Consider the following 18,349-nt stretch of genomic DNA (forward strand, 5'->3'; position numbering starts at 1 on the left):
CTTTCCCCTCCAATTTATAAGACAAATGATTGTGTAGAATCATTCATAAATTTATCAAATTCTTTCGATTTCACATATTGAAGTTCAATCTGAAATTGGGCCGCAAGATTCTCCCAACCTTTTATAAAACGGTCATGGTCAGGACTTTCCATTGATTCGGATATTGTATCAATACATTCCATTAATCGATTTGTTTTATCCGCTAAATACTTGTCACACATCTCTTTTAAAGCTTTTTGCCTTTTAATTAGATCTGTTTTCACTTGGTAAGCACGAATCTCTAACTCTTTTAATTGTAGCGTCGAGTCGGTTGCCTCTTTCATGATTTGTTTTACACAAGAGTAAACAGTCGTTCCCACAAAGAATCCCACAGCCCCTGCAACCATTGGTCCTAAGAATGCTGATAACACAAGAGATCCTGCACCACTAGCAAAGGAACCTATGAATCCTGCAACGGTCTTGTCGCTTAAATCAAGAAATAAGTCTCTCAACGTATATTCAGGAGTTCGAATATATTTAATGATCAAGTTAGAAAGTTCTAATAAGGAAGAAGTGACTACACTTGATTTTGAAACAGACTTAACTAATTGATGTTGTGAAGCCGTTAACCAACCTTTTAATAGAGAACTTACATATGTAACGGAGTAGGCTGTACCAAATGCAAAACTAGCTTCCTTCAGTACCACTTTCGCAGCCGCGATATAATCCGGTTTCTCTTGTTTTGATAGCAGGACGGTTTGATGAACTAAAGACGTTAGTGCAGCAATAATGGCAGAATCTCTACCTTGTTTAAAAGCGGCCTGATGCGAAACTTGATTCACTCTTTTAATCGTCTCTTTTAAAGGCTGTTTCCTAAACTGCTCTGCTTGAGCTCTGGTTACTTTACTGTCTCTAAGACGACTTTCAACAGACTCACATCTACCAAGTTGTTCTCTCTTACTAGCAAGTTCTTCTGGCTTATCGAGTTTCTCTAGAACCGAGATCTGGTTTTTCAAATTCTGCTTACGTTGTTTAAGTAAGTCCAGGCTCTCTACAAACTGGTCTGAAGGGATATCTAAGAATTCTGCTTTTTTATATTTATCAAACTCTTTCTTACTTATTAATTTATGAACGTTTGTTTTCGCATTCGCTCTAAATTTCATTTGTGAAGTATTGAGCCATTTCCCATTAGAATCTAGCAAAGGTTGACCATTCAAATCCACAGCCATTTGATCAATGGAGGTATGATTAACGGAACCTATACCATCCGTTCGTCTTACACGATTCGAATTCTTATTCAGAATGTTATCTGCATTTGTTTTAGACTCACTAAAGATTTCAGCCGAAAAACCAGCTTGTTGAAGGATATTTTGATGGCTACTGCTTTTCATCTGTGAAATATCCTTTAATCCTTTCACATGCTTACCATTTAAACCTGTGTATCCTCTGTATCCCTTGATATACTCCGCAATAGCCTCACCATGTCGAGAGGTTCGTTCCTCTGCTAACAACATAAAAGAAACTGACGATGCCAAATCCATCACACTTGTTCGTTTCAATGAACACACTCCTTTAAGAAGTAGTATCTCCATAAAATGCAAAAATAAGGATATACAAGATAAAGAAATAAGACTCCGGAAGAACCGAAGTCTTATAAGTAGGATAAATTATCCAAGAAGTTGAAGTACAGATTGTGGAGCTTGGTTTGCTTGAGCAAGCATAGCTTGAGAAGCTTGAGAAAGAATGTTGTTTTTAGTAAAGCTCATGATTTCTTTAGCCATATCTACGTCACGAACACGTGATTCAGCCGCTTGTAAGTTTTCAGAAGTGTTATTTAGGTTAGAAATTGTGTGCTCAAGACGGTTTTGTACAGCACCTAATTTAGAACGTTCAGATGATACTGTTTCGATAGCATTATTAATTGTAGTGATAGCTGAAGTAGCTTTGTCACCATCGGTAACGTCTAGTGAATCTCCATCAGTACTTCTTAATGAAAGAGCGTCTGCACGCATATCATTGATACCAACTTTGATATTTTGACCACTGTTTGCACCAATCTGGAAGGAAAGAGATTTTCCAAGATCTGTTTGAGCATCTTCAGCTTTTTTGAAACTAATAGTTACACTTTCGCCAACTGCCATATCAGTTAGTCCTTCAATACCGACAGTCGTAGCTCCAGCAATTCCAGCTATTGTTGCTGCAGTCTCATCAAGTGCATTCAGAGCAACAGCTGGTGTACCATCTGGTTTAGAAAGATTAAATTGGGGTTCCCCATCTTCAGTGTTAATACGTGTGATTGTAATAGTACCTGTGTATGAATAGTCCGCACCCGTGTCTAAAGTTAACTTGATATCAGCCTGACTGTTATTTTGAATTGAAGCACTACCAGCAGAAGCAGGTTTTAGTCCTTCTTTCTCACCATTTAAAAGTTTTTGATTGTTAAACTCAGTAGAGTTTGCAATACGATCAATTTCATCTGTTAATTGGCTTAACTCTTTTTGAATTTCATTACGATCAACTTCAGTATTAGTATCATTTGAAGATTGAGTTGCTAGTTCACGCATCCGTTGAAGGATGTTATGAGTCTCAGTAAGAGCTCCCTCAGCCGTTTGGATCAAAGAAATACCATCTTGTGCGTTACGAGAAGCTTGATCCAAGCCACGTACTTGAGCACGCATTTTTTCAGAGATTGCAAGACCTGCAGCGTCATCCCCTGCACGGTTAATACGAAGTCCTGAAGATAGTTTTTCTTGAGATTTTGCACCTGCAGTTTGGTTTGCGCCAAGTTGACGGTGCGCGTTCATTGCGGATAGATTGTGATTAATAATCATGTGTTGTTCCTCCTTGAGTTTTGACCCGTTACACATCCTTGTGTTGGGTTGTTGTTTGGTTGTAACAGCCTGTTACGGCGTGTTCTTATTTTATATCGGACTTATTGTGAGGATGTTTAAGGAATTTTTAATTTTTTTCTTGAAAAAAACACATGAATTGGGTAGTGACTCCAATCCACGTGCTCTTCTTATTTACAGATCCACACTATTCACTGTATCGATTTTCACTAGTTCGTTTAGTAACCAAGTCTCGTTCGTTTCGTCATAGATTGCTTTATATGTTCCAGTAAATGTTTTTTCACTGTCACCATTTTCGGGATGGTAGATTTCATAGACTTCTTTTGTTTGAATGGTGTAGCTTCCGTCTTCGTTTTCTGAAAGGCTTGTTACTTCTGCTTCTTCAAAGCTTTCAGTGATATCACGGTCATAGTAATCAAGAATGGTTTTCTCCAATGATTTTTTGAAATCAGCTGTTCCGACTTCGTCAAGATCATCTGGTTCGCCCCAGTTCACAGCGTATACGTAGTTACGACCGTAGTTTTCCATTAAACTAAGTGCCCCGTTCTCCGACAGTTTGTTCTTTTGCCCTTCTGAGATCGAAGCCTCTGTTGACGAGACTTCATTTTGCTCGTCACGCGTGAAATCAAGTGTTTCGGTTGGCTCGATATAACTTGCATAGCTTTCAGATGTTAGGCTCCAGCCATCTTCACTGTAGACGAGCTCATATTCTGCTTCTTCTTCTTTTGGTTGGATACTTGGTGTGTCGCCTTTATAGTACCAAGACTGCTCCCATACGTTTTTAACGGGCACAGTCGCTTTCCAAATGGTTCCAACTGGAGTCAATCTTGCGTTTTCCCAATCAATCCCAATTTGATTTAAATACCCCGCATAAAAGTAATTATAGTCAATTGAATACTCAAGATCATCTTTGGTTTCTTCCAACAGATCTCCACTTATAAACTCTAATTTGTCTGCATCTAGTTCCTGGAAGGCCGCTCTTCTTGAAAGTAACGCTCCACTGATTGCACTTTTTAATTCCTCTTTCATCTCATCATTAGGTGCGAGAGATGCATAAAATGTTGAATCGTCAATGGCAGCCGATTGACTGGACAAGGTTCCAAATGGCGTATCAGATTCAATACGATAAGATACCGATCCATCTGTCAGTAAAGGTCCAAACTCGAAGTATCCAGAGGTCACATCCAATTCCTTTTCCAGATCTTCTAAAATAAGCTTTGTACCTGAGATATAGTTTTCGGCAATAAGTGTAGCTGTATTTAAGTCAAAACCCATGTAAGGATAAGAACTACTGTACGTATCCATTTCTACTTCTTTTTCATTCACTCCAAAATCATTCTCCACTTCACCGGTAAGCTGGTAGATTCCAGGTAAGTATTCGCCAATCGAGTACTCCCCATTATCATACGACCAATCAACAGTTTCACCGTCAACAGCGAGAGAAAGGTCAGGCGTGTCGCTCTGAACATATACGGGTGATGCTTCCAACACAAACGCATACTTATCAAAGAATAACCACGTTTTCCCTACTTTTTCATAGGTAACCGGGAAGTCTTCATAGTAACTGTAATAATAGTACTCACTTTCTAACTCCCATTTCGATAATGTACCAGATTCCATTTCCCATTTTCCTGCGAGCTCTACCAAAGCATCTTCGTCCTGCTCCATGTAAGCAATCAGAGATCCTGCATGCTGGTCCGTCACCTTTAAATCCTTGTTACTTGAAGCCAGATGCTTCTTCACTTTTGATACGTTACCTTCGTTTAGTGCCTCAACAAAGGAATCAAGCACCTTTTCTTTGTCTGCCATGGCTTTTCCCGTAAAAATAAAAGCCGTTGCCAGAACAACGACACCAACTCCTGTTGCTGCCAAGACGATTGTTTTCTTGCTGATTGGTGTTTTGCCGGTACTCGTTGTAACGGGTTCAGGTAATTTCGTTCCGCATTTACTGCAGAATGTTTGGTTTTTATTTAGATGATTACACTTAGGGCATTTCTGCATGGTGTTCACTCCTGGATGTTAGTTAAAAGATTAGTTTTCCTGCCTTGGTTAATGTGACATCTACGTCCCAGTTAAACCAGCCACTTTGCTGATCCGTCACTTTTTTTATGTAACGTACCCCATTGTCTTGTAATTGAATGGTAATAACGCCAGTGCTGTCACTATGACCTGCAAAATCATATGAAAAGTGAAGCGCGTTATTTTCTAATTTAATTGAATGTTCTTCATATGTTTCTAATTGTTTTCCATAAGGAGTCGCTTCATCGACTCTTACATCAAACAGATCATCTCCAAGATACGTTAATTTTACGGAGTGAAATCCCGTTGGTTGATCTACATAGTCCGTCCAATCATATTCAAAGCTTTGAAGGTCATCTAATGAGACGTTCGTAGGGACGAATGTTTCCATAATGGGATCATTAATATCGTAAGGCTTATCTTCCTCTAATGTTGTCATTTCAGTAGTATCTGCCACGACTAAACCACTGCTCGTCTTCTTTTGTCAGCTCAACTTCCCACACATAAGCAGAGATGTCTTCAAACTGTTCTGGAAGAAAATCTAAAAATGAAACGTGGATAGTGGATTCGTCTTGATTGTTTACTTGAAAACGATTGTCCAATTCATTAGGAACAGAGTAATCTCCTGCACCACAATCACAGGTATAGGCATAGACAGTATCTAAAAATGCATCTGATTGAATAAATGCATCTGAAAGCCCTGTATCAGCCAAATCAGCCTCGGCTTCTGATCGAATCGTTTCTTGAGATACCTCTGGTCTGTAAACAGGGAACTTTTTTTCGTCATACCATTTGTTACGGAATGTATCAAAGATCACTCGCAAGTCATACACTTCACTCGCAACAATCTCCTTCACTTCTCCATCCGTAAGCTCCACAAACTCAGGTTCCGGCTCTTCCTCTTCCAAAACTACCTCTTCCACCAATTCTTCAACTAAGTCTTCTTCTGTCTCAGCAACAGCTTCTTCGCTGGTATCCACGACTTCTTCACTCACTGGTTCTGCCTTTTCGCTTGTCTCACTTTTCCCCGTACATGCACTTAACACAAGTACCAGGGAAAGGAAACTAAGGGTTGCTAGTTTCTTCATCGGTTCACTCCACTCTTTTTATGCAAAGAATTTTTGTTTGATTTGATATCCTGTCCATGCGGCTGCGCCGGCCATAATAGTAGTAAAGATGAAGCCTAGTATAGCCGAAGCTCCAATATCTGCTGTGTTTGATAGGAAATAGATAGAGAACGAAGATAGCCAAATGAAAATCATGTGAATGAGTCCTGCAGAGACTGCATATGCACCAATTGAACGACGCAATGGTACTTGCTGCTTCGCGATCCAGAAGAATCCTGCAAGTCCATGTGCAATGAGAGGAACAATAAACAAGATTCGTGCCATTCCTGCTAATTCATTAATATCTTCTTCTTGAAATTCATCACCGATCGAAGACTTCGCTCCCGTTAATGTGTTATAGCTAATGGAGTAGCTTTCATAATCTGCATTGACATCCGCTGAAATGGTCAGGAAATGACTAACATGCCAGTAGTAAGCGGCAAGTTGCGTCGCTACAACTGGAGTTCCAGCATCACTTGATCCACTATCTGTAGCAGTAGTCAGTCCAGCCACTCCCAAGAGTAGTGCAACACATAAAGCAGAATGGAGCATTGCGCGTTTAAATGCTGCTAGATAACTAAATTCATAGAATTTACGGCCGATTGTTAAACCAATGAGCATAAATAACGCACTGATGACAAAGGCGTGAATGATTGCACTAAAAAATCCATAGGACGCTGTTGCGGACACGGACACAAATCCACCATCCATCACTTCAATCGACCTGGACGCAAATAAACTAAGAACAGCTAGGAGAAGTGAATAGATTGCTGCTGGAATTACGATTGTGCGAGTTAGTTGCACAGGTGGGATTCCTCGAGTCTTCCTCCCTAACAACAAGCCGTTCACTGTAAATACAAGAGCTGGGACGATTAGATAAAGGATAAAACCTCCTTGCATGACAAGAGACACATCTATAAACCCACCGTCTACACTGAACACTGTGCTCACAAAATGAAGAATAAGAAGAATATCTAGGAATGAGAAAATACTTACTCCTAAGCTACCCATCCCAAACAGTTCATCAGCTAGGATTTGATTAAATAATCCTGCTACCATAGCGGAAAGAATACTCAATACAATAAGTGCAACTACAGGGTAAATCGCTAATTTTAAAATTGAAATAGGTTCTGATGTTCTCTGCACAAGAGCTGCATTTGGTGTATGTATAGGCTGAGATTGATGACTAACCGACTCAACCTTCTCCGTCGCCATCCCACAATGGGTGCAATACAGGGCATCACTCGTTATTGAATGGCTGCATGCTGTACAATGAGCCAGTTTTTGCGAGCTAAGAATGGGGCTTTTTGTTTCTTTCACTGAAGTCTCAAGCTCGACTCCATCATGTTGGCAGTACAAGGAACCTGCCGCGTTTTTTGTTCCACATTGTTTACAGTACATAGCTTCCTCCGTATCTTCTTAGATGGTTGTTGAATTTGTTGTAGCCGTTCCGCAGCAAGGGCAGAAGTTAGCCCCGTCTGGCATATCTGTTTTACAGGTTGGGCAAGGTGTAACAGCTGTTGCCAACGGTTGATCCTGCTTTTTCATTTCTGCGCCACATCCGCCGCAGAACGCTGCATTCGCATCATTCTCTTTTTGACACGTTCCACATACAGCAACCTCTGTAGATTGTTCGTTTAATACAGCAAGTTCTTTATTCTTTTGAAAAATGAATGTGTCCTGTTGAACAATCTCAGCGCTTGCATCTTGTAGGTCACGATCATGAACAGATCCCTCGCGTAGCTTTTTGTATGTCAATTGCCCTAGCTTGAGTAAAGCCTCTGCTTTTAACCTTGACTGCTCTTGAATCTCACGTTTGATTTTCATTGACTCTTGAGTCGTTTGGATTTTCTGCTTTCCTTGATCAATTCCACCTTGAACTTTGGAGAGACCTTCCTCCATTTTTTCTTTCCAGCTTGATGACATTTCAATCCAATCCCCTTCCATTTTAAAAACACATTTTTCCATTATACAAAAGGACTGTGTAAAAGTAACCATTTATTTAGTACAGTTTGTAAAATAAAGTGGCAATATGACATTGATTCCAGTTTAATTATGTATCTGGAAAACCTTGATTTTATAGGCGTTGGTAACACTTTCTCATATTACGGTGATACTGTACTTTTGTAATTAAAAAAACCGCACGAGTGGTGTGCGGAATATTGCAATTTTTCATTAACTGTTGCAAGCTATGTGATGAACAACTTGTATTTTTCAGTTGATTAGGCTCAGCTGAACTGGTACTGAAAGCTTGAACACCTTTCAGTTAACGAGAAGTGAGGGCGTGGTACCTCTTACTTCTCGTTTTTCAGTTTTAAACAAAAAACCCGCATGTCACTCATGCGGGTTTTCCAATAGCTACTACGCTGCTTTTATTTCCCCATCGGCGGCGTCCCTAGAACGTCCTGATCAAACCGTTCCGGAATCAACACCTTGTACATCAATACACCAAGATCTCCGTTGTCACTCTCATGACTAAAATAATCCACATACCCTTTCCGCTTATACATATCCAGCAGCCACGGGTGTTTGCGGCCTGAGGTGCCAAGCACATAAGCAGGTACTTTAAATGTGTTGATAAGTAGCTCGTTTTCCACATAATCCATCAGCTTGTTGCCGACTCCTTGTCCACTTAGATCAGGGGCGGTCGCGAACCACCAGACAAAAGGATACCCGGAAACGGGTGTGGTGCTCTCCCACGGGAATCGGATCGTGATCGTTGAGACAAGTCGACCATCGCGTTCGAGCACAACGGCTGTGGATTTTTCTATATTTTCAGTGACCATCTCAAGCGTAGCGCGAGTCGATGGCCAGTCGATGCCCATATCGGCAAGTGGTTTAAAAGCTGTGTTCATTAATTCAAGAAAAGCAGGCGCATCCTCTCTTGTGGCGATGCGGAAAATATCGTTGCTCATGGTAGGTCCTCCAATGTCAAAATACGTACTTATGTATCCTACCAAGTTAGCGTGTCCATCTACAAGAAAAAGCAACCATCCGGGTTGGTGGTTGCTCGGCTTGTTACTGATCGGATTGATTCTTGTCTTGTTGTTTGGCTTCAAAGAGTTGGTAGGCAATCATTAGAAATAAACCGCCATAGATGCAGTATCTTACAACTGGTTCTCCGATTATAGAAATGACGTCTGCAAATTCTAGGATTCCCACTATGAGGATAAGGACTACTAATACGATTCTAGTTGTTGAAAGTTTTCGCATGTGCTCACCTTCTTTTTCTAGATATAGATCTATTCCCCACTGACTTTTCAGTAAAACTAGAGATGGGATAAAGGACTTGAATTTGTTACAAAGATATAATAATAATTAATAATTTATGAATATGGTATGAGGAATTTATTATAGATTAGACATAACAAGACCATTGGAGCGACTTACACCTATGAACAACATCCTCTACTTAAAAAAAGCTCAAGTAACAAATGATCTAATTAGACCAAGGATTGTCTTACCAACACACGCAGTTTCAAAGAAGGAAAAAAGAAAGATGTTCCTGTTAGCGACTCTCCCTTTTTTACTATTTCTTCCTATATCCTTTCATCTTTTCACTCAACAAGGAACACATGCTGCATTATTCGGGTTAGCATCTGTTAGCTCAATTATTATGTATACATATTTCTCAAACGCTGCCCATAACCAGCGAATGAAAACTTCACTTTTAGCCCACTCAGACGAGATCCTTTCAACAAGTACCATCCGATTTAAAAGTAGAAAAATCATGACTAAGTTAGGTCACTTTGATAGATACACAACATCAAGGAAGTGGGTAGTCATTACCGCAAAAGGCATTGAGAGTGTGATTCATGATCCTGTGAATGACCTGCTCTACATCAGTTACTCTGATCAACGCTTCATCTATGCGACAAATTATGAGAACCTAAAGAACTTTTTAGACGGATGGATTGATAAATCGCATCCCTTCTCGAATGACAATATTGAAGAGTTTATCGTCTTACATACACCATTTAGTAAAGTAAGATCAGCGTATGTTGAATTAAAGGACAGCCGTTCATTTATGGTTTATCCAAATTCAAAAGGATACCCTGTTGTGACTGAGCAGACTCATAGTGATTTTATTCCATTAACCTAAAGACTAAAGACATAACCTTCTTTTCCGTTGGAGAGGAAGTTTTTTTTATTTATAAAGCTAGATAATATGCATAATTGCTTTAAAAAACAGCATGCATCTAAAAATTTACCTATACTTTTATAAAAAACAGGGTATACACCTAGTGCATTCTACCTAAACGAGGGAGCTTGAGAATTTGTATGAATAAAAATAAATGAGTTCATTGTCAAATTTTGTGCAAAAAATGTTTTTTAGATCAAGTCGATACATAAAGTAGATTGGCAATGAGAGGATGAACGAAAGATGAATCAATTAGAGCGTTTAGTAGATTCGGCAGAGGATATTCAAACAGTGTTTGGTAAGGATATTCTCATAGCCATTACAGACCGTGAAAAGTTTCTTAAGTTTTTACCTAGTTCTGAAATTGACTTATATATTCCAGTGGGGAGCCCTATTGCAAAGGATGATCCTAATGCCCGGAAGGTTTTCGCTGGAGAGCATACAGCTGAGAACTTGCCGAAAGAGGTATATGGCGTCCCTGTATTTGTGCGCGCCTTTCCTGTTAAAGATGAAACAGGTCAAGTGATTGGACAGTTCGCAGCAGTTCGTTCATTGGAATCAAAACGACAGCTTGATGAGTATATGCATACAATCGGTGGGATTATTGATGGCCTTCAAGAGGCTTCAAAGGTTGTCGCCGATCACTCAAACCAATTAGCTCAATCAAGTGAACAGATTTCGCACCAATCGACTCAGTCATTAACGTTGACAAATCAAACCGTTGTATCAGCAGAAGAAATCACAAACATCCAACGCCAGACGAAGGTGCTGGGCTTAAATGCATCCATCGAAGCGGCTCGAGCTGGAGAAGCCGGAGCAGGGTTTGCCGTTGTTGCAGGAGAAGTACGAAAGCTATCGGATGAAACAACAAAAACAACCGGTAAAATCAATGAATCTCTCGTAGATATACAGAGTCACATGGAGGCACTTGTGTCGAGAGTAGGTAAAATTAAGCAGGCATCTGTTGAGCAGTCAGGACTCGTCACTGACTTTAGCCAGCTGATTAATGACCTTGAGCAGGTGAGTTCAGAGATGAAATCTTATTTTGAGAAAGTGAGTGCGAACTAGATGAGGTGGGCCTTCTCTCCGTTGTGGGGAGGGGGGTTTTTTTGTGGTTGGGGTAGGTAAGATGAGGTGAGGATTTTGAGCAATGAGCATTTCTCGTTTGCCTTCGATTTTGAGCGTTTCTAGCTTTTTTGAGCGGAGAGGCTTCGGTTTTGCTCATTTCTAGCTTTTTTGAGCAGAGTGCCTTCTTTTTTGCGCATTTCTTCCTTTTTTGAGCGGAGAGCTTTCGATTTTGAGCATTTCTTGCTTTTTTGGGCGGAGCCCACTCTCAACTCAGCTTGCGCCAACGTCCTTATTCCCTCGCACTCCAAACTCAAAAAGCCACAACCATCTCTCACAAAAGGTTTTTATCGCTAAAAACAAAACGTGAAGGAGAAATGGTCATGACTTACATTCAGTATAGACTACGTGCGTTCATTCTATACATCTCGCATTCTATTAATTTTAATCTCTTAGTTTAAGCATTTTGGCATACGCATTGCTCATCCCCGCGCACTTCACATCCATCTCGCGCACATCCTCCTCATTCCCGCGCATTTTCACCCCAACTCGCGCACTCCACTCTCATTCCCGCGCACTTTCACCCTCACTCGCGCACCTCACCCTCATTCCCGCGCACTTTCATTCCCACTCGCGCACCTCACCCTCATTCCCGCGCACTTTCACTTCATCTCGCGCACCTCACCCCCATTCCCGCGCACTTTCATTCCCACTCGCGCACCTCCTCTCGCGCTCCCATACCTCATTCCCGCGCACCCACTCCGCACTCCCCCATACCCCACATCCTGCTCCCACCCACAAAACAATAAAAAACCCCGCACCAGCGGGGTCCCCTTCTTCATCTTCATCTTCAACCCTATCTCCCTCACCTTCAACTCACCTTCGTCGGAAAATACCTCCGCTTCAGCCTCGTTGAAGTAAGCTCCAACAACACAGCCACGATCAGTATCGCGTACGTAATGAACCCGACTTCCCTCAGATCAAAGTAAAAGCCTGATGCCATAAACAGCTCGAACCCAATTCCGCCGGCTCCGGCTGCGGCGCCCATGGCGACGGCGACGCCGAAGTTGATTTCGAAGCGGAGGAAGGTCCATGAGAGCAGGTAGGTGAAGGTCTGCGGCAGGACGGCGTGGGTGACGGTTTGCCACCAGCCGGCGCCGGTTGCGCGCAGGGCTTCGATCATGCCTTTGTCTACTTCTTCAAAGGATTCGGAGAACACTTTGACGAGGTAGGCGACGGAGTGGAAGAGCATTCCGAGTATGGCCGCGGCGCTTCCGAGTCCTGCAGCGATCGCGAAGATGAGCACCCAGAGTACGGTGGGCACGGCGCGAATGAATGCGACGAACACTTTGATGAGCTGGGCGACCCATTTTACAGAGAGGTTATCGGCTGACCAGAGTGCAAGAAACAGCGCAATGACGGCTCCGATTACGGTGGAGAGCAAGGCCAAGGCGAGTGTTTGCACAACTTGGTAGGCAGCGTGGCCCCAGCCGAAATGACTTAGGCCTGGCTGGAGGAACATCGTTTTCAGGTTGCTCGCTGTTTCGGTGACCGCACGCACGAACTCAAATCCTCTATAGTCAAAAAAGAAGAAGGCGAGAATCGTTAATAGTCCCAGTACACCGATCGTCCACTGCAAGACGCGGTCCACTTTGTTTCCAACTTTGATATTAATTTTGCCAACACGCGTGCGTTTAATATGTTCGGAGGCGATCATAGTATCACCTTCCTAACTTTATTCGATGTGAGTTCAATACAGATAACGGTAATAATGATTAGCATCGTAATTAAGGTAACAGTTTGATAGTCGAGCATTTTGTAATAGAGATCAAATGAGTAACCGATGCCAGTCCCAGTTAGTAATCCGACCAGTGTGGCGCTGCGAATATTAGTTTCGATCATAAAGAGAATCCAGCTGACCATTTGCGGTAATGTTTGTGGCATCACTGCTTTGCCAACCACTTGGAAGTAGGTTGCGCCTGTGGCTGTGAGTGCTTCATATGCACTAAGTCCGGCTTCATCAATGACTTCGATAAAGGCACGAGTCAACAGTCCAACCGTTCCGATAAAAAGAGCTAGAAATCCTGTGATCGAATTTTGTCCAAATGATAGTAACAGAATGAGTGCCCATGCGACCACTGGGATGTTCCTTGCAACCGAAGCAACAAAGCGAGCGAAACCGCTTAGCAGGGTGTTGCTTGAGGTTGTATTGGACCCGGCAATCCCTAGAAAAAAAGCGACTACTGCCGCGATTGTTGTAGCTGCAATCGACATGAGAATTGTCTCGATTAAGCGATCAAGGATGCCCGGCAAGCGCTCGAGTGTTTCACTTGTGATCCAGAGATTTTCAATGATCCACATAAATGCTGCGGGGATGGTCGTAAATCCTTCAATGAAATTAAAGGCGGTGAGATGAGCGGAAAGCCATGTGATCCCAATAATGATCAGGAAGAACGTAAGGCTTTTCCACTTCCGCCGTTTAAATTGTTGCTCATTCACCAACACACACATCCTTACCCTGTGATTAACTCTTTTGTATCCATCCCGTACACATCACTAATGAAGCTTTGCGTGAGCTGGATAGGCGAACCTTCAAACACCAGTTTTCCACTGTTTAAGCCAATGACCCGGTCGGAGTAGCTTTGCGCGACATCCACCTGATGCAGATTGACGATACATGTAATGCCCATTTCTTCCGTGATCAGTTTTAAATAATCCATAATCACCTTAGAGGAATGAGGGTCTAAGGAAGCAATCGGCTCATCACAGAGAATGAGCTTTGGATTTTGTACAAGCGCACGACAGATTCCCACTCGCTGCTGCTGCCCTCCACTTAGCTGATCACAACGCTTGTACGCGTGCTCCTCAATGCCGAGCTTTTGCAGCAAATAAAAGGCGCGCTCTTTTTCTTCTTCGGTGAAAATGCCTAGCACTCCTTTGAGCGTGGACTTATAACCAAAGCGTCCGTGCAGAACATTTTCAATGACTGTCAGTCTCGGAACTAAATTATAGTGCTGGAACACCATACCGATGTCCGTTCTTGTTTTACGCAGATCTTTGCGATTTAGTGCGCGAATGTCTTTTGAATCAAAGGTAATGTCGCCGGCGTCCGCTTCTATTAAACGGTTTAGGCAACGGAGAAGTGTAGACTTCCCCGCGCCAGAAGGTCCGATCACAGATAGGAACTCTCCCGCCTTTGCCTGAAATTGTATATCATCTAAAACGGTTATATTAGCTTGGTAAGATTTACGAAGTCCTTTTACATCTAAGAGAACCACTGATTGTCACTCCCTTTTACTTGTTTGATAACTCGCGAATCGGGTTAAACCAGTCATCCTCTACAGGAAGAAAGCGTTCGTTTTCTGTTTTGAAAAATAGTGCAGATTCCTCAGAGTCTTCTGGAACAAAAATTTCTTCGTTGTCCGCTACCTCGTCCGTTGAAAAGAACTCTTGCAGCTTGTTAAATGTTTCTTCTCCAAGCATGTCGATGTTCGCAACAAATGGTGCGTTAAGAACTGGAGTGACACTGATTAATACAAATTCGCTACCTGCTACGGTGTTAAACGGCTCAGCAGCATCGTCTTTTACTTTGTAAACTGATCCCGGACGATTATCTTCGCCTTCAACAAGCTCTACATAGTTCTCTACACATGAATCACAGAACGCCGCAACGTCAGCGTTTCCATTTAATAGATTTACAGCAGATCCTTGGTGAGAGTTGCCGAATAGAACTTGAGAAAACAGTGCTCCGCCTTCCATCAGGTCTTCCTCGCTTAAATCTTTATCTTCAAATTGAGCCATGATTCCAGATGCAGGCACCTTGAATCCTGAAGTGGAACTGTTTGATACGAAAGACATTGTCTTATCTTCAAGCTCATCTAAATTGTATTCTTCTCCATCTTTCCATGCGTCCTCGTCATCTACATTGACTGCAAGCCAGCTGTAGTAAACCGCATCGTCGATTGTACCGGATGAACCAGATTGAACGACAAGTGGCTGAATAGAATCACTGCGATCATTGGCCTCTATGTATCCTTGTGCGCCCATGAATGCCATTTCCGCGTTATCGTTAACAAGCGTCTCAATGGCAATCGCATAGTCCGTTGTTAGTTGGTGATTCACTTCACGTCCTGTGGCTTCTTCAATAATCGCGCCAATAGCGTCGCGTGATGAAGTCATGTCTTGTCCAGATTCATTTGGGTACCACACAAAGTTAATCGGATCATCATTGTCTGTACTTGCTGACGCTGATGTGCCGCCTCCTTCATCTCCATCCGAACAAGCTACGAGTCCTGCTGTTAACATTGCAACTGCTGCTAAACCAAATCTCTTTCTAAACACGTTTCATCCACCCTTCGATCAATCGTTTTTTGGCCATGCTATTTGCCACTTCATTTAACCATAATTTTCTTCGTCCTATTGGAAATTTACTTAATTACCAATGTTCTTTCATCTTACGTTTACAAAGTTGAAGAAAACGGTCATCGTTCGACAAATTGGACGCCTCACTTCCGATCGTAACAGGGGTGCCAAAGGAGCCGTGGTAATCCGATCCTCCGGTTAAAAGTAGATCGTAGTCGCGTGCAAGCTCATCAATTTCCGCATGGTCTGTGGAGGAGTGATCAGGGTGATTTCGCTCCACCCCGTCAAGCCCAATTTCCACAAGCTCTGGGATCAGGTCATAGGAATCAAGCTGCCCGGGATGAGCAACAACGGCTAGTCCGCCGTCCTCTTTAATCGCACGAACCGCGTCAAAGGCGTCAGCGTAGATGATGTCACCTGCCGCGGGACCATCTCCTTTAAAAAGAGAGCGGTAAAGAGTTTGGTAGGAGGGGGAGGAAAATGGGGCGTCTGTGAGGTGTGCCATGATGTGCTGTTTGTAGATGGTTTCACTTGGAAGAGCGAGGCGCGCGACCTGCTTATGTTCAACCGAATAACCCGCCTCGGCAATCCGCTCCATTTGCCACAATGAATGGGCATGACGACGGTCTAACAAGGGCTGGCACAACGCCTGAATTGCAGATGCCGCCACGCTGAACGCATAGCCCAGCACGTGCACTTTCCGGTTGCGCTTAAAGTCATATGCCGAGATTTCAATGCCCGAAATGACTTCAATCCCAACCCTCCGACCACGCTCAATCGCCTCCCAAACCCCAGCGACCGTGTCGTGGTCCACAAAGCTCAGGTGCGTAACCCCCTGCTGCTGTGCCTGATTCAGTACCTCTTCTACGGAATCAGAACCATCCGAATAATGGCTGTGAACGTGGAGGTCTGCCTTCATCACAGCGCCCCCACCCTTTCGCTCATATCAAACACGCGATCACATAAGCCGTCCATGAACTCTAGGTCATGAAAAATCCCAACTAAAGTCGTTCCACCGAGCTTAAGCTTTTGCAACAGCTCCCGCACCCGTGCTTTTGATGCTTCGTCCAAGCTTGCGGTTGGTTCATCAAGCAGGAGCAGTCTCGGCTTCTTCACCGATGCAATCGCAATGTTTAAGCGCAGCTTCTCGCCCCCGGAAAAGGTATTCGGGTATGTGTGCCAAAGCTTTTCGTCGAGTTCAAAATGCTGGAGCACCGAGGTAGCTTCCTCGGCTGCCACTTCCGCCGATTCCCCCATTTCAAGCAGAGACTGCTGCACAAGCTCAAGCGAGGTCGTCCGCGGCATCACGGATAAAAATTGTGACACATAGCCAATTTCATGCTTACGTAAATAAATGATCTCCTGTTCGGTCGCTTGGCTTAAGTCGAGGAGACCAAACGCCTCTGAATCAAACCAAATTTCGCCTTCATCTGGCAAATACGTTCGGTACAAACTTTTTAATATAGTTGATTTCCCGCTGCCGGACTTCCCGGTAATGCCAAGAAACTCACCCTTTTCCACAGAAAAATCAATACCACGAACCGCTTGAATGGTCTGCTGTAAATGCGAGATGCCAAATGTTTTACCAAATCCTTCAACGTGTAAAAGGGGTGTCGTCATACTCACACCTCACTCAACGTTGTGCGCGGGTTGTAATACGTTTGCGACGTCACTTGGCCCCGGACGATAGCGGTCGTAACAGTTGGGTGACCATCCGCCAATTTTTCAATAATCAACAGATCCGCCCTGAGACCCGGCTTAATCGTGCCAATCTCATGCTCCATCCCAACAGCTTTTGCTGGATTCCTTGTTACGAGGTGGAATGCCTTATGAAGTTCTAACCCATATTGTTCATGTAACGTAAACACCGCATGAAGCAGGGCAGACGGGTAGTAATCGCTACACAAAATATCCGCGCATCCTTCTTGAATCGCAGTCGCAGCCGAGAGATTACCAGAGTGCGAGCCACCGAGCAGGATGTTTGGCGCGCCAACAACAATGTGCAAGTCGCACTCTTTTGCCTTTTTCGCCACATCTAGCGTAATAGGGAACTCACTAATCGTGGTGCCAATTTCCTTTACGAGGTCAATCTTTTGCACATCATCATCGTCGTGAGAAGCCACACGAATATCATGCTCGCGGGCAAATTCTGACACTTCTTTTAGTCGCTCAAGCGTCAGCACCGGCGTCTGCAAACGCTCCTCCACAATCGAATGCACCTCTTCATCTGTAAGGTCGCGGTAGCCTTTTAATGTATCGCGGTACACCTCAAGATCCCGGTACTGCCCCTGGCCCGGGGTGTGATCCATAAAGGAAAGCAAGTGAACCTTCCCGTCTTGAATGTTCTGTTTCAACCGGTCCACTTCATCCAGATTATCAATCTCAAAACGCGCATGAAGTCGGTGATGAATCAACGTTTCTCGCTCATGAGTCTGATGAATCGCATCAATTAATCGTTGGACATTTTCCGGATAGCGCATCGGCTTATGTGTGAACACGTCCTCACGATATAAGGAAAGGGAGTGATACATCGTTGTAATGCCATTCCCGATTAAAATTCGCTCCGCTTCGCGTAAGCTCATATGAACATCCATCATACTCGTTGGACGTGGCGAAACAATCGACTCAATGTAATCCGAGTGAATGTCTATAAAACCAGGCGTAATGTAGCCGCCTTGCGCATCAATCCACTCATCAGTTGGGTCGTGAACAAGCTCTGAGGCAGGGATCACATCCAGAATTTCATCCCCATTTACCAAAACTGCAAATCCTTCAAGAATCGTTTCCTCTAGCACTAGCTTTCCGTTATGAATCACAAGCATATCGCT

At 43.3% G+C, this 18,349-nt stretch carries 18 protein-coding genes; 2 read left to right on the forward strand and 16 right to left on the reverse strand.

Translation table 11 applies throughout. The features are described 5' to 3' along the window. Nucleotides 1-14: 14 nt before the first annotated feature. The 9 genes from NSQ54_16915 to NSQ54_16955 form a co-directional block, all read right to left on the reverse strand. Nucleotides 15-1,538, reverse strand: a complete 1,524-nt coding sequence (locus NSQ54_16915) for a hypothetical protein (protein ID WYP25986.1) — start codon at nt 1,536-1,538, stop codon at nt 15-17. A 108-nt stretch (nt 1,539-1,646) separates the two neighbouring features. After that, nucleotides 1,647-2,810 carry a flagellar hook-associated protein FlgL gene (gene flgL, locus NSQ54_16920; GenBank protein WYP25987.1) on the reverse strand — a complete coding sequence of 388 codons (1,164 nt, stop codon included), beginning with the start codon at nt 2,808-2,810 and terminating at the stop codon, nt 1,647-1,649. Nucleotides 2,811-3,002: 192 nt separating this feature from the next. Beyond that, entirely contained in the window at nt 3,003-4,829 is a 1,827-nt protein-coding gene (locus NSQ54_16925; protein WYP25988.1) for a hypothetical protein, read from the reverse strand. Nucleotides 4,830-4,851: 22 nt separating this feature from the next. After that, complete coding sequence (locus tag NSQ54_16930; protein WYP25989.1) at nt 4,852-5,304, reverse strand: hypothetical protein; 453 nt, start codon at nt 5,302-5,304, stop codon at nt 4,852-4,854. Continuing rightward, entirely contained in the window at nt 5,288-5,935 is a 648-nt protein-coding gene (locus NSQ54_16935) for a hypothetical protein (GenBank protein WYP25990.1), read from the reverse strand. Before NSQ54_16935 ends, NSQ54_16930 begins: the two co-directional genes overlap by 17 nt. Before the next feature lie 18 nt (nt 5,936-5,953). Further along, complete coding sequence (locus NSQ54_16940; GenBank protein ID WYP25991.1) at nt 5,954-7,354, reverse strand: zinc ribbon domain-containing protein; 1,401 nt, start codon at nt 7,352-7,354, stop codon at nt 5,954-5,956. Nucleotides 7,355-7,372: 18 nt separating this feature from the next. Further along, nucleotides 7,373-7,879 (reverse strand): zinc ribbon domain-containing protein, encoded by a 507-nt coding sequence (locus NSQ54_16945; protein WYP25992.1) that lies wholly within the window; start codon nt 7,877-7,879, stop codon nt 7,373-7,375. Between the two features lie 446 nt (nt 7,880-8,325). Beyond that, nucleotides 8,326-8,868: a GNAT family N-acetyltransferase gene (locus NSQ54_16950; GenBank protein WYP25993.1), complete on the reverse strand. Its 543-nt coding sequence runs from the start codon at nt 8,866-8,868 to the stop codon at nt 8,326-8,328. 103 nt (nt 8,869-8,971) lie between these two features. Continuing rightward, nucleotides 8,972-9,166 (reverse strand): hypothetical protein, encoded by a 195-nt coding sequence (locus NSQ54_16955; protein ID WYP25994.1) that lies wholly within the window; start codon nt 9,164-9,166, stop codon nt 8,972-8,974. Between the two features lie 181 nt (nt 9,167-9,347). On the opposite strand from NSQ54_16955, the gene NSQ54_16960 reads away from it, so the two are divergent. Further along, nucleotides 9,348-10,055, forward strand: coding sequence for a hypothetical protein (locus NSQ54_16960; GenBank protein ID WYP25995.1), 708 nt, complete (start codon nt 9,348-9,350; stop codon nt 10,053-10,055). A 282-nt stretch (nt 10,056-10,337) separates the two neighbouring features. Further along, the gene (locus NSQ54_16965) at nt 10,338-11,162 is read left to right on the forward strand and encodes a methyl-accepting chemotaxis protein (GenBank protein WYP25996.1); all 825 of its coding nucleotides are present in this window, start codon (nt 10,338-10,340) and stop codon (nt 11,160-11,162) included. An 868-nt stretch (nt 11,163-12,030) separates the two neighbouring features. Here NSQ54_16965 and NSQ54_16970 read toward each other — a convergent pair. From NSQ54_16970 to phnM, 7 genes are all read right to left on the reverse strand, one after another. Beyond that, nucleotides 12,031-12,876 (reverse strand): ABC transporter permease subunit, encoded by an 846-nt coding sequence (locus NSQ54_16970; GenBank protein WYP25997.1) that lies wholly within the window; start codon nt 12,874-12,876, stop codon nt 12,031-12,033. After that, complete coding sequence (locus tag NSQ54_16975; GenBank protein ID WYP25998.1) at nt 12,873-13,658, reverse strand: ABC transporter permease subunit; 786 nt, start codon at nt 13,656-13,658, stop codon at nt 12,873-12,875. Before NSQ54_16975 ends, NSQ54_16970 begins: the two co-directional genes overlap by 4 nt. A 14-nt stretch (nt 13,659-13,672) precedes the next feature. Next, on the reverse strand, nt 13,673-14,437 hold the full coding sequence (gene phnC, locus NSQ54_16980) for a phosphonate ABC transporter ATP-binding protein (GenBank protein ID WYP25999.1): 765 nt from the start codon (nt 14,435-14,437) through the stop codon (nt 13,673-13,675). Nucleotides 14,438-14,453: 16 nt separating this feature from the next. Further along, nucleotides 14,454-15,500, reverse strand: a complete 1,047-nt coding sequence (locus NSQ54_16985; protein WYP26000.1) for a PhnD/SsuA/transferrin family substrate-binding protein — start codon at nt 15,498-15,500, stop codon at nt 14,454-14,456. Between the two features lie 94 nt (nt 15,501-15,594). Continuing rightward, on the reverse strand, nt 15,595-16,440 hold the full coding sequence (locus tag NSQ54_16990; protein WYP28582.1) for a PHP domain-containing protein: 846 nt from the start codon (nt 16,438-16,440) through the stop codon (nt 15,595-15,597). Further along, entirely contained in the window at nt 16,440-17,141 is a 702-nt protein-coding gene (gene phnL / locus NSQ54_16995) for a phosphonate C-P lyase system protein PhnL (GenBank protein ID WYP26001.1), read from the reverse strand. Before phnL ends, NSQ54_16990 begins: the two co-directional genes overlap by 1 nt. Before the next feature lie 2 nt (nt 17,142-17,143). Further along, nucleotides 17,144-18,343 (reverse strand): phosphonate metabolism protein PhnM, encoded by a 1,200-nt coding sequence (phnM, locus tag NSQ54_17000; GenBank protein WYP26002.1) that lies wholly within the window; start codon nt 18,341-18,343, stop codon nt 17,144-17,146. Between the last annotated feature and the right edge of the window lie 6 nt (nt 18,344-18,349).

The sequence above is a fragment of the Alkalihalobacillus sp. FSL W8-0930 genome, assembly GCA_037965595.1.
Taxonomy (GTDB): domain Bacteria; phylum Bacillota; class Bacilli; order Bacillales; family Bacillaceae_D; genus Alkalicoccobacillus.

Excerpts from the sequence above, each read along its gene's own strand:
- flgL (WYP25987.1), bottom strand. The coding sequence starts at position 2,810 with ATGATTATTAATCACAATCTATCCGCAATGAACGCGCACCGTCAACTT.
- NSQ54_16925 (WYP25988.1), bottom strand. The coding sequence starts at position 4,829 with ATGCAGAAATGCCCTAAGTGTAATCATCTAAATAAAAACCAAACATTC.
- NSQ54_16935 (WYP25990.1), bottom strand. The coding sequence starts at position 5,935 with ATGAAGAAACTAGCAACCCTTAGTTTCCTTTCCCTGGTACTTGTGTTA.
- NSQ54_16940 (WYP25991.1), bottom strand. The coding sequence starts at position 7,354 with ATGTACTGTAAACAATGTGGAACAAAAAACGCGGCAGGTTCCTTGTAC.
- NSQ54_16945 (WYP25992.1), bottom strand. The coding sequence starts at position 7,879 with ATGTCATCAAGCTGGAAAGAAAAAATGGAGGAAGGTCTCTCCAAAGTT.
- NSQ54_16950 (WYP25993.1), bottom strand. The coding sequence starts at position 8,868 with ATGAGCAACGATATTTTCCGCATCGCCACAAGAGAGGATGCGCCTGCT.
- NSQ54_16955 (WYP25994.1), bottom strand. The coding sequence starts at position 9,166 with ATGCGAAAACTTTCAACAACTAGAATCGTATTAGTAGTCCTTATCCTC.
- NSQ54_16960 (WYP25995.1), top strand. The coding sequence starts at position 9,348 with ATGAACAACATCCTCTACTTAAAAAAAGCTCAAGTAACAAATGATCTA.
- NSQ54_16965 (WYP25996.1), top strand. The coding sequence starts at position 10,338 with ATGAATCAATTAGAGCGTTTAGTAGATTCGGCAGAGGATATTCAAACA.
- NSQ54_16970 (WYP25997.1), bottom strand. The coding sequence starts at position 12,876 with ATGATCGCCTCCGAACATATTAAACGCACGCGTGTTGGCAAAATTAAT.
- NSQ54_16990 (WYP28582.1), bottom strand. The coding sequence starts at position 16,440 with ATGAAGGCAGACCTCCACGTTCACAGCCATTATTCGGATGGTTCTGAT.
- phnL (WYP26001.1), bottom strand. The coding sequence starts at position 17,141 with ATGACGACACCCCTTTTACACGTTGAAGGATTTGGTAAAACATTTGGC.
- phnM (WYP26002.1), bottom strand. The coding sequence starts at position 18,343 with ATGCTTGTGATTCATAACGGAAAGCTAGTGCTAGAGGAAACGATTCTT.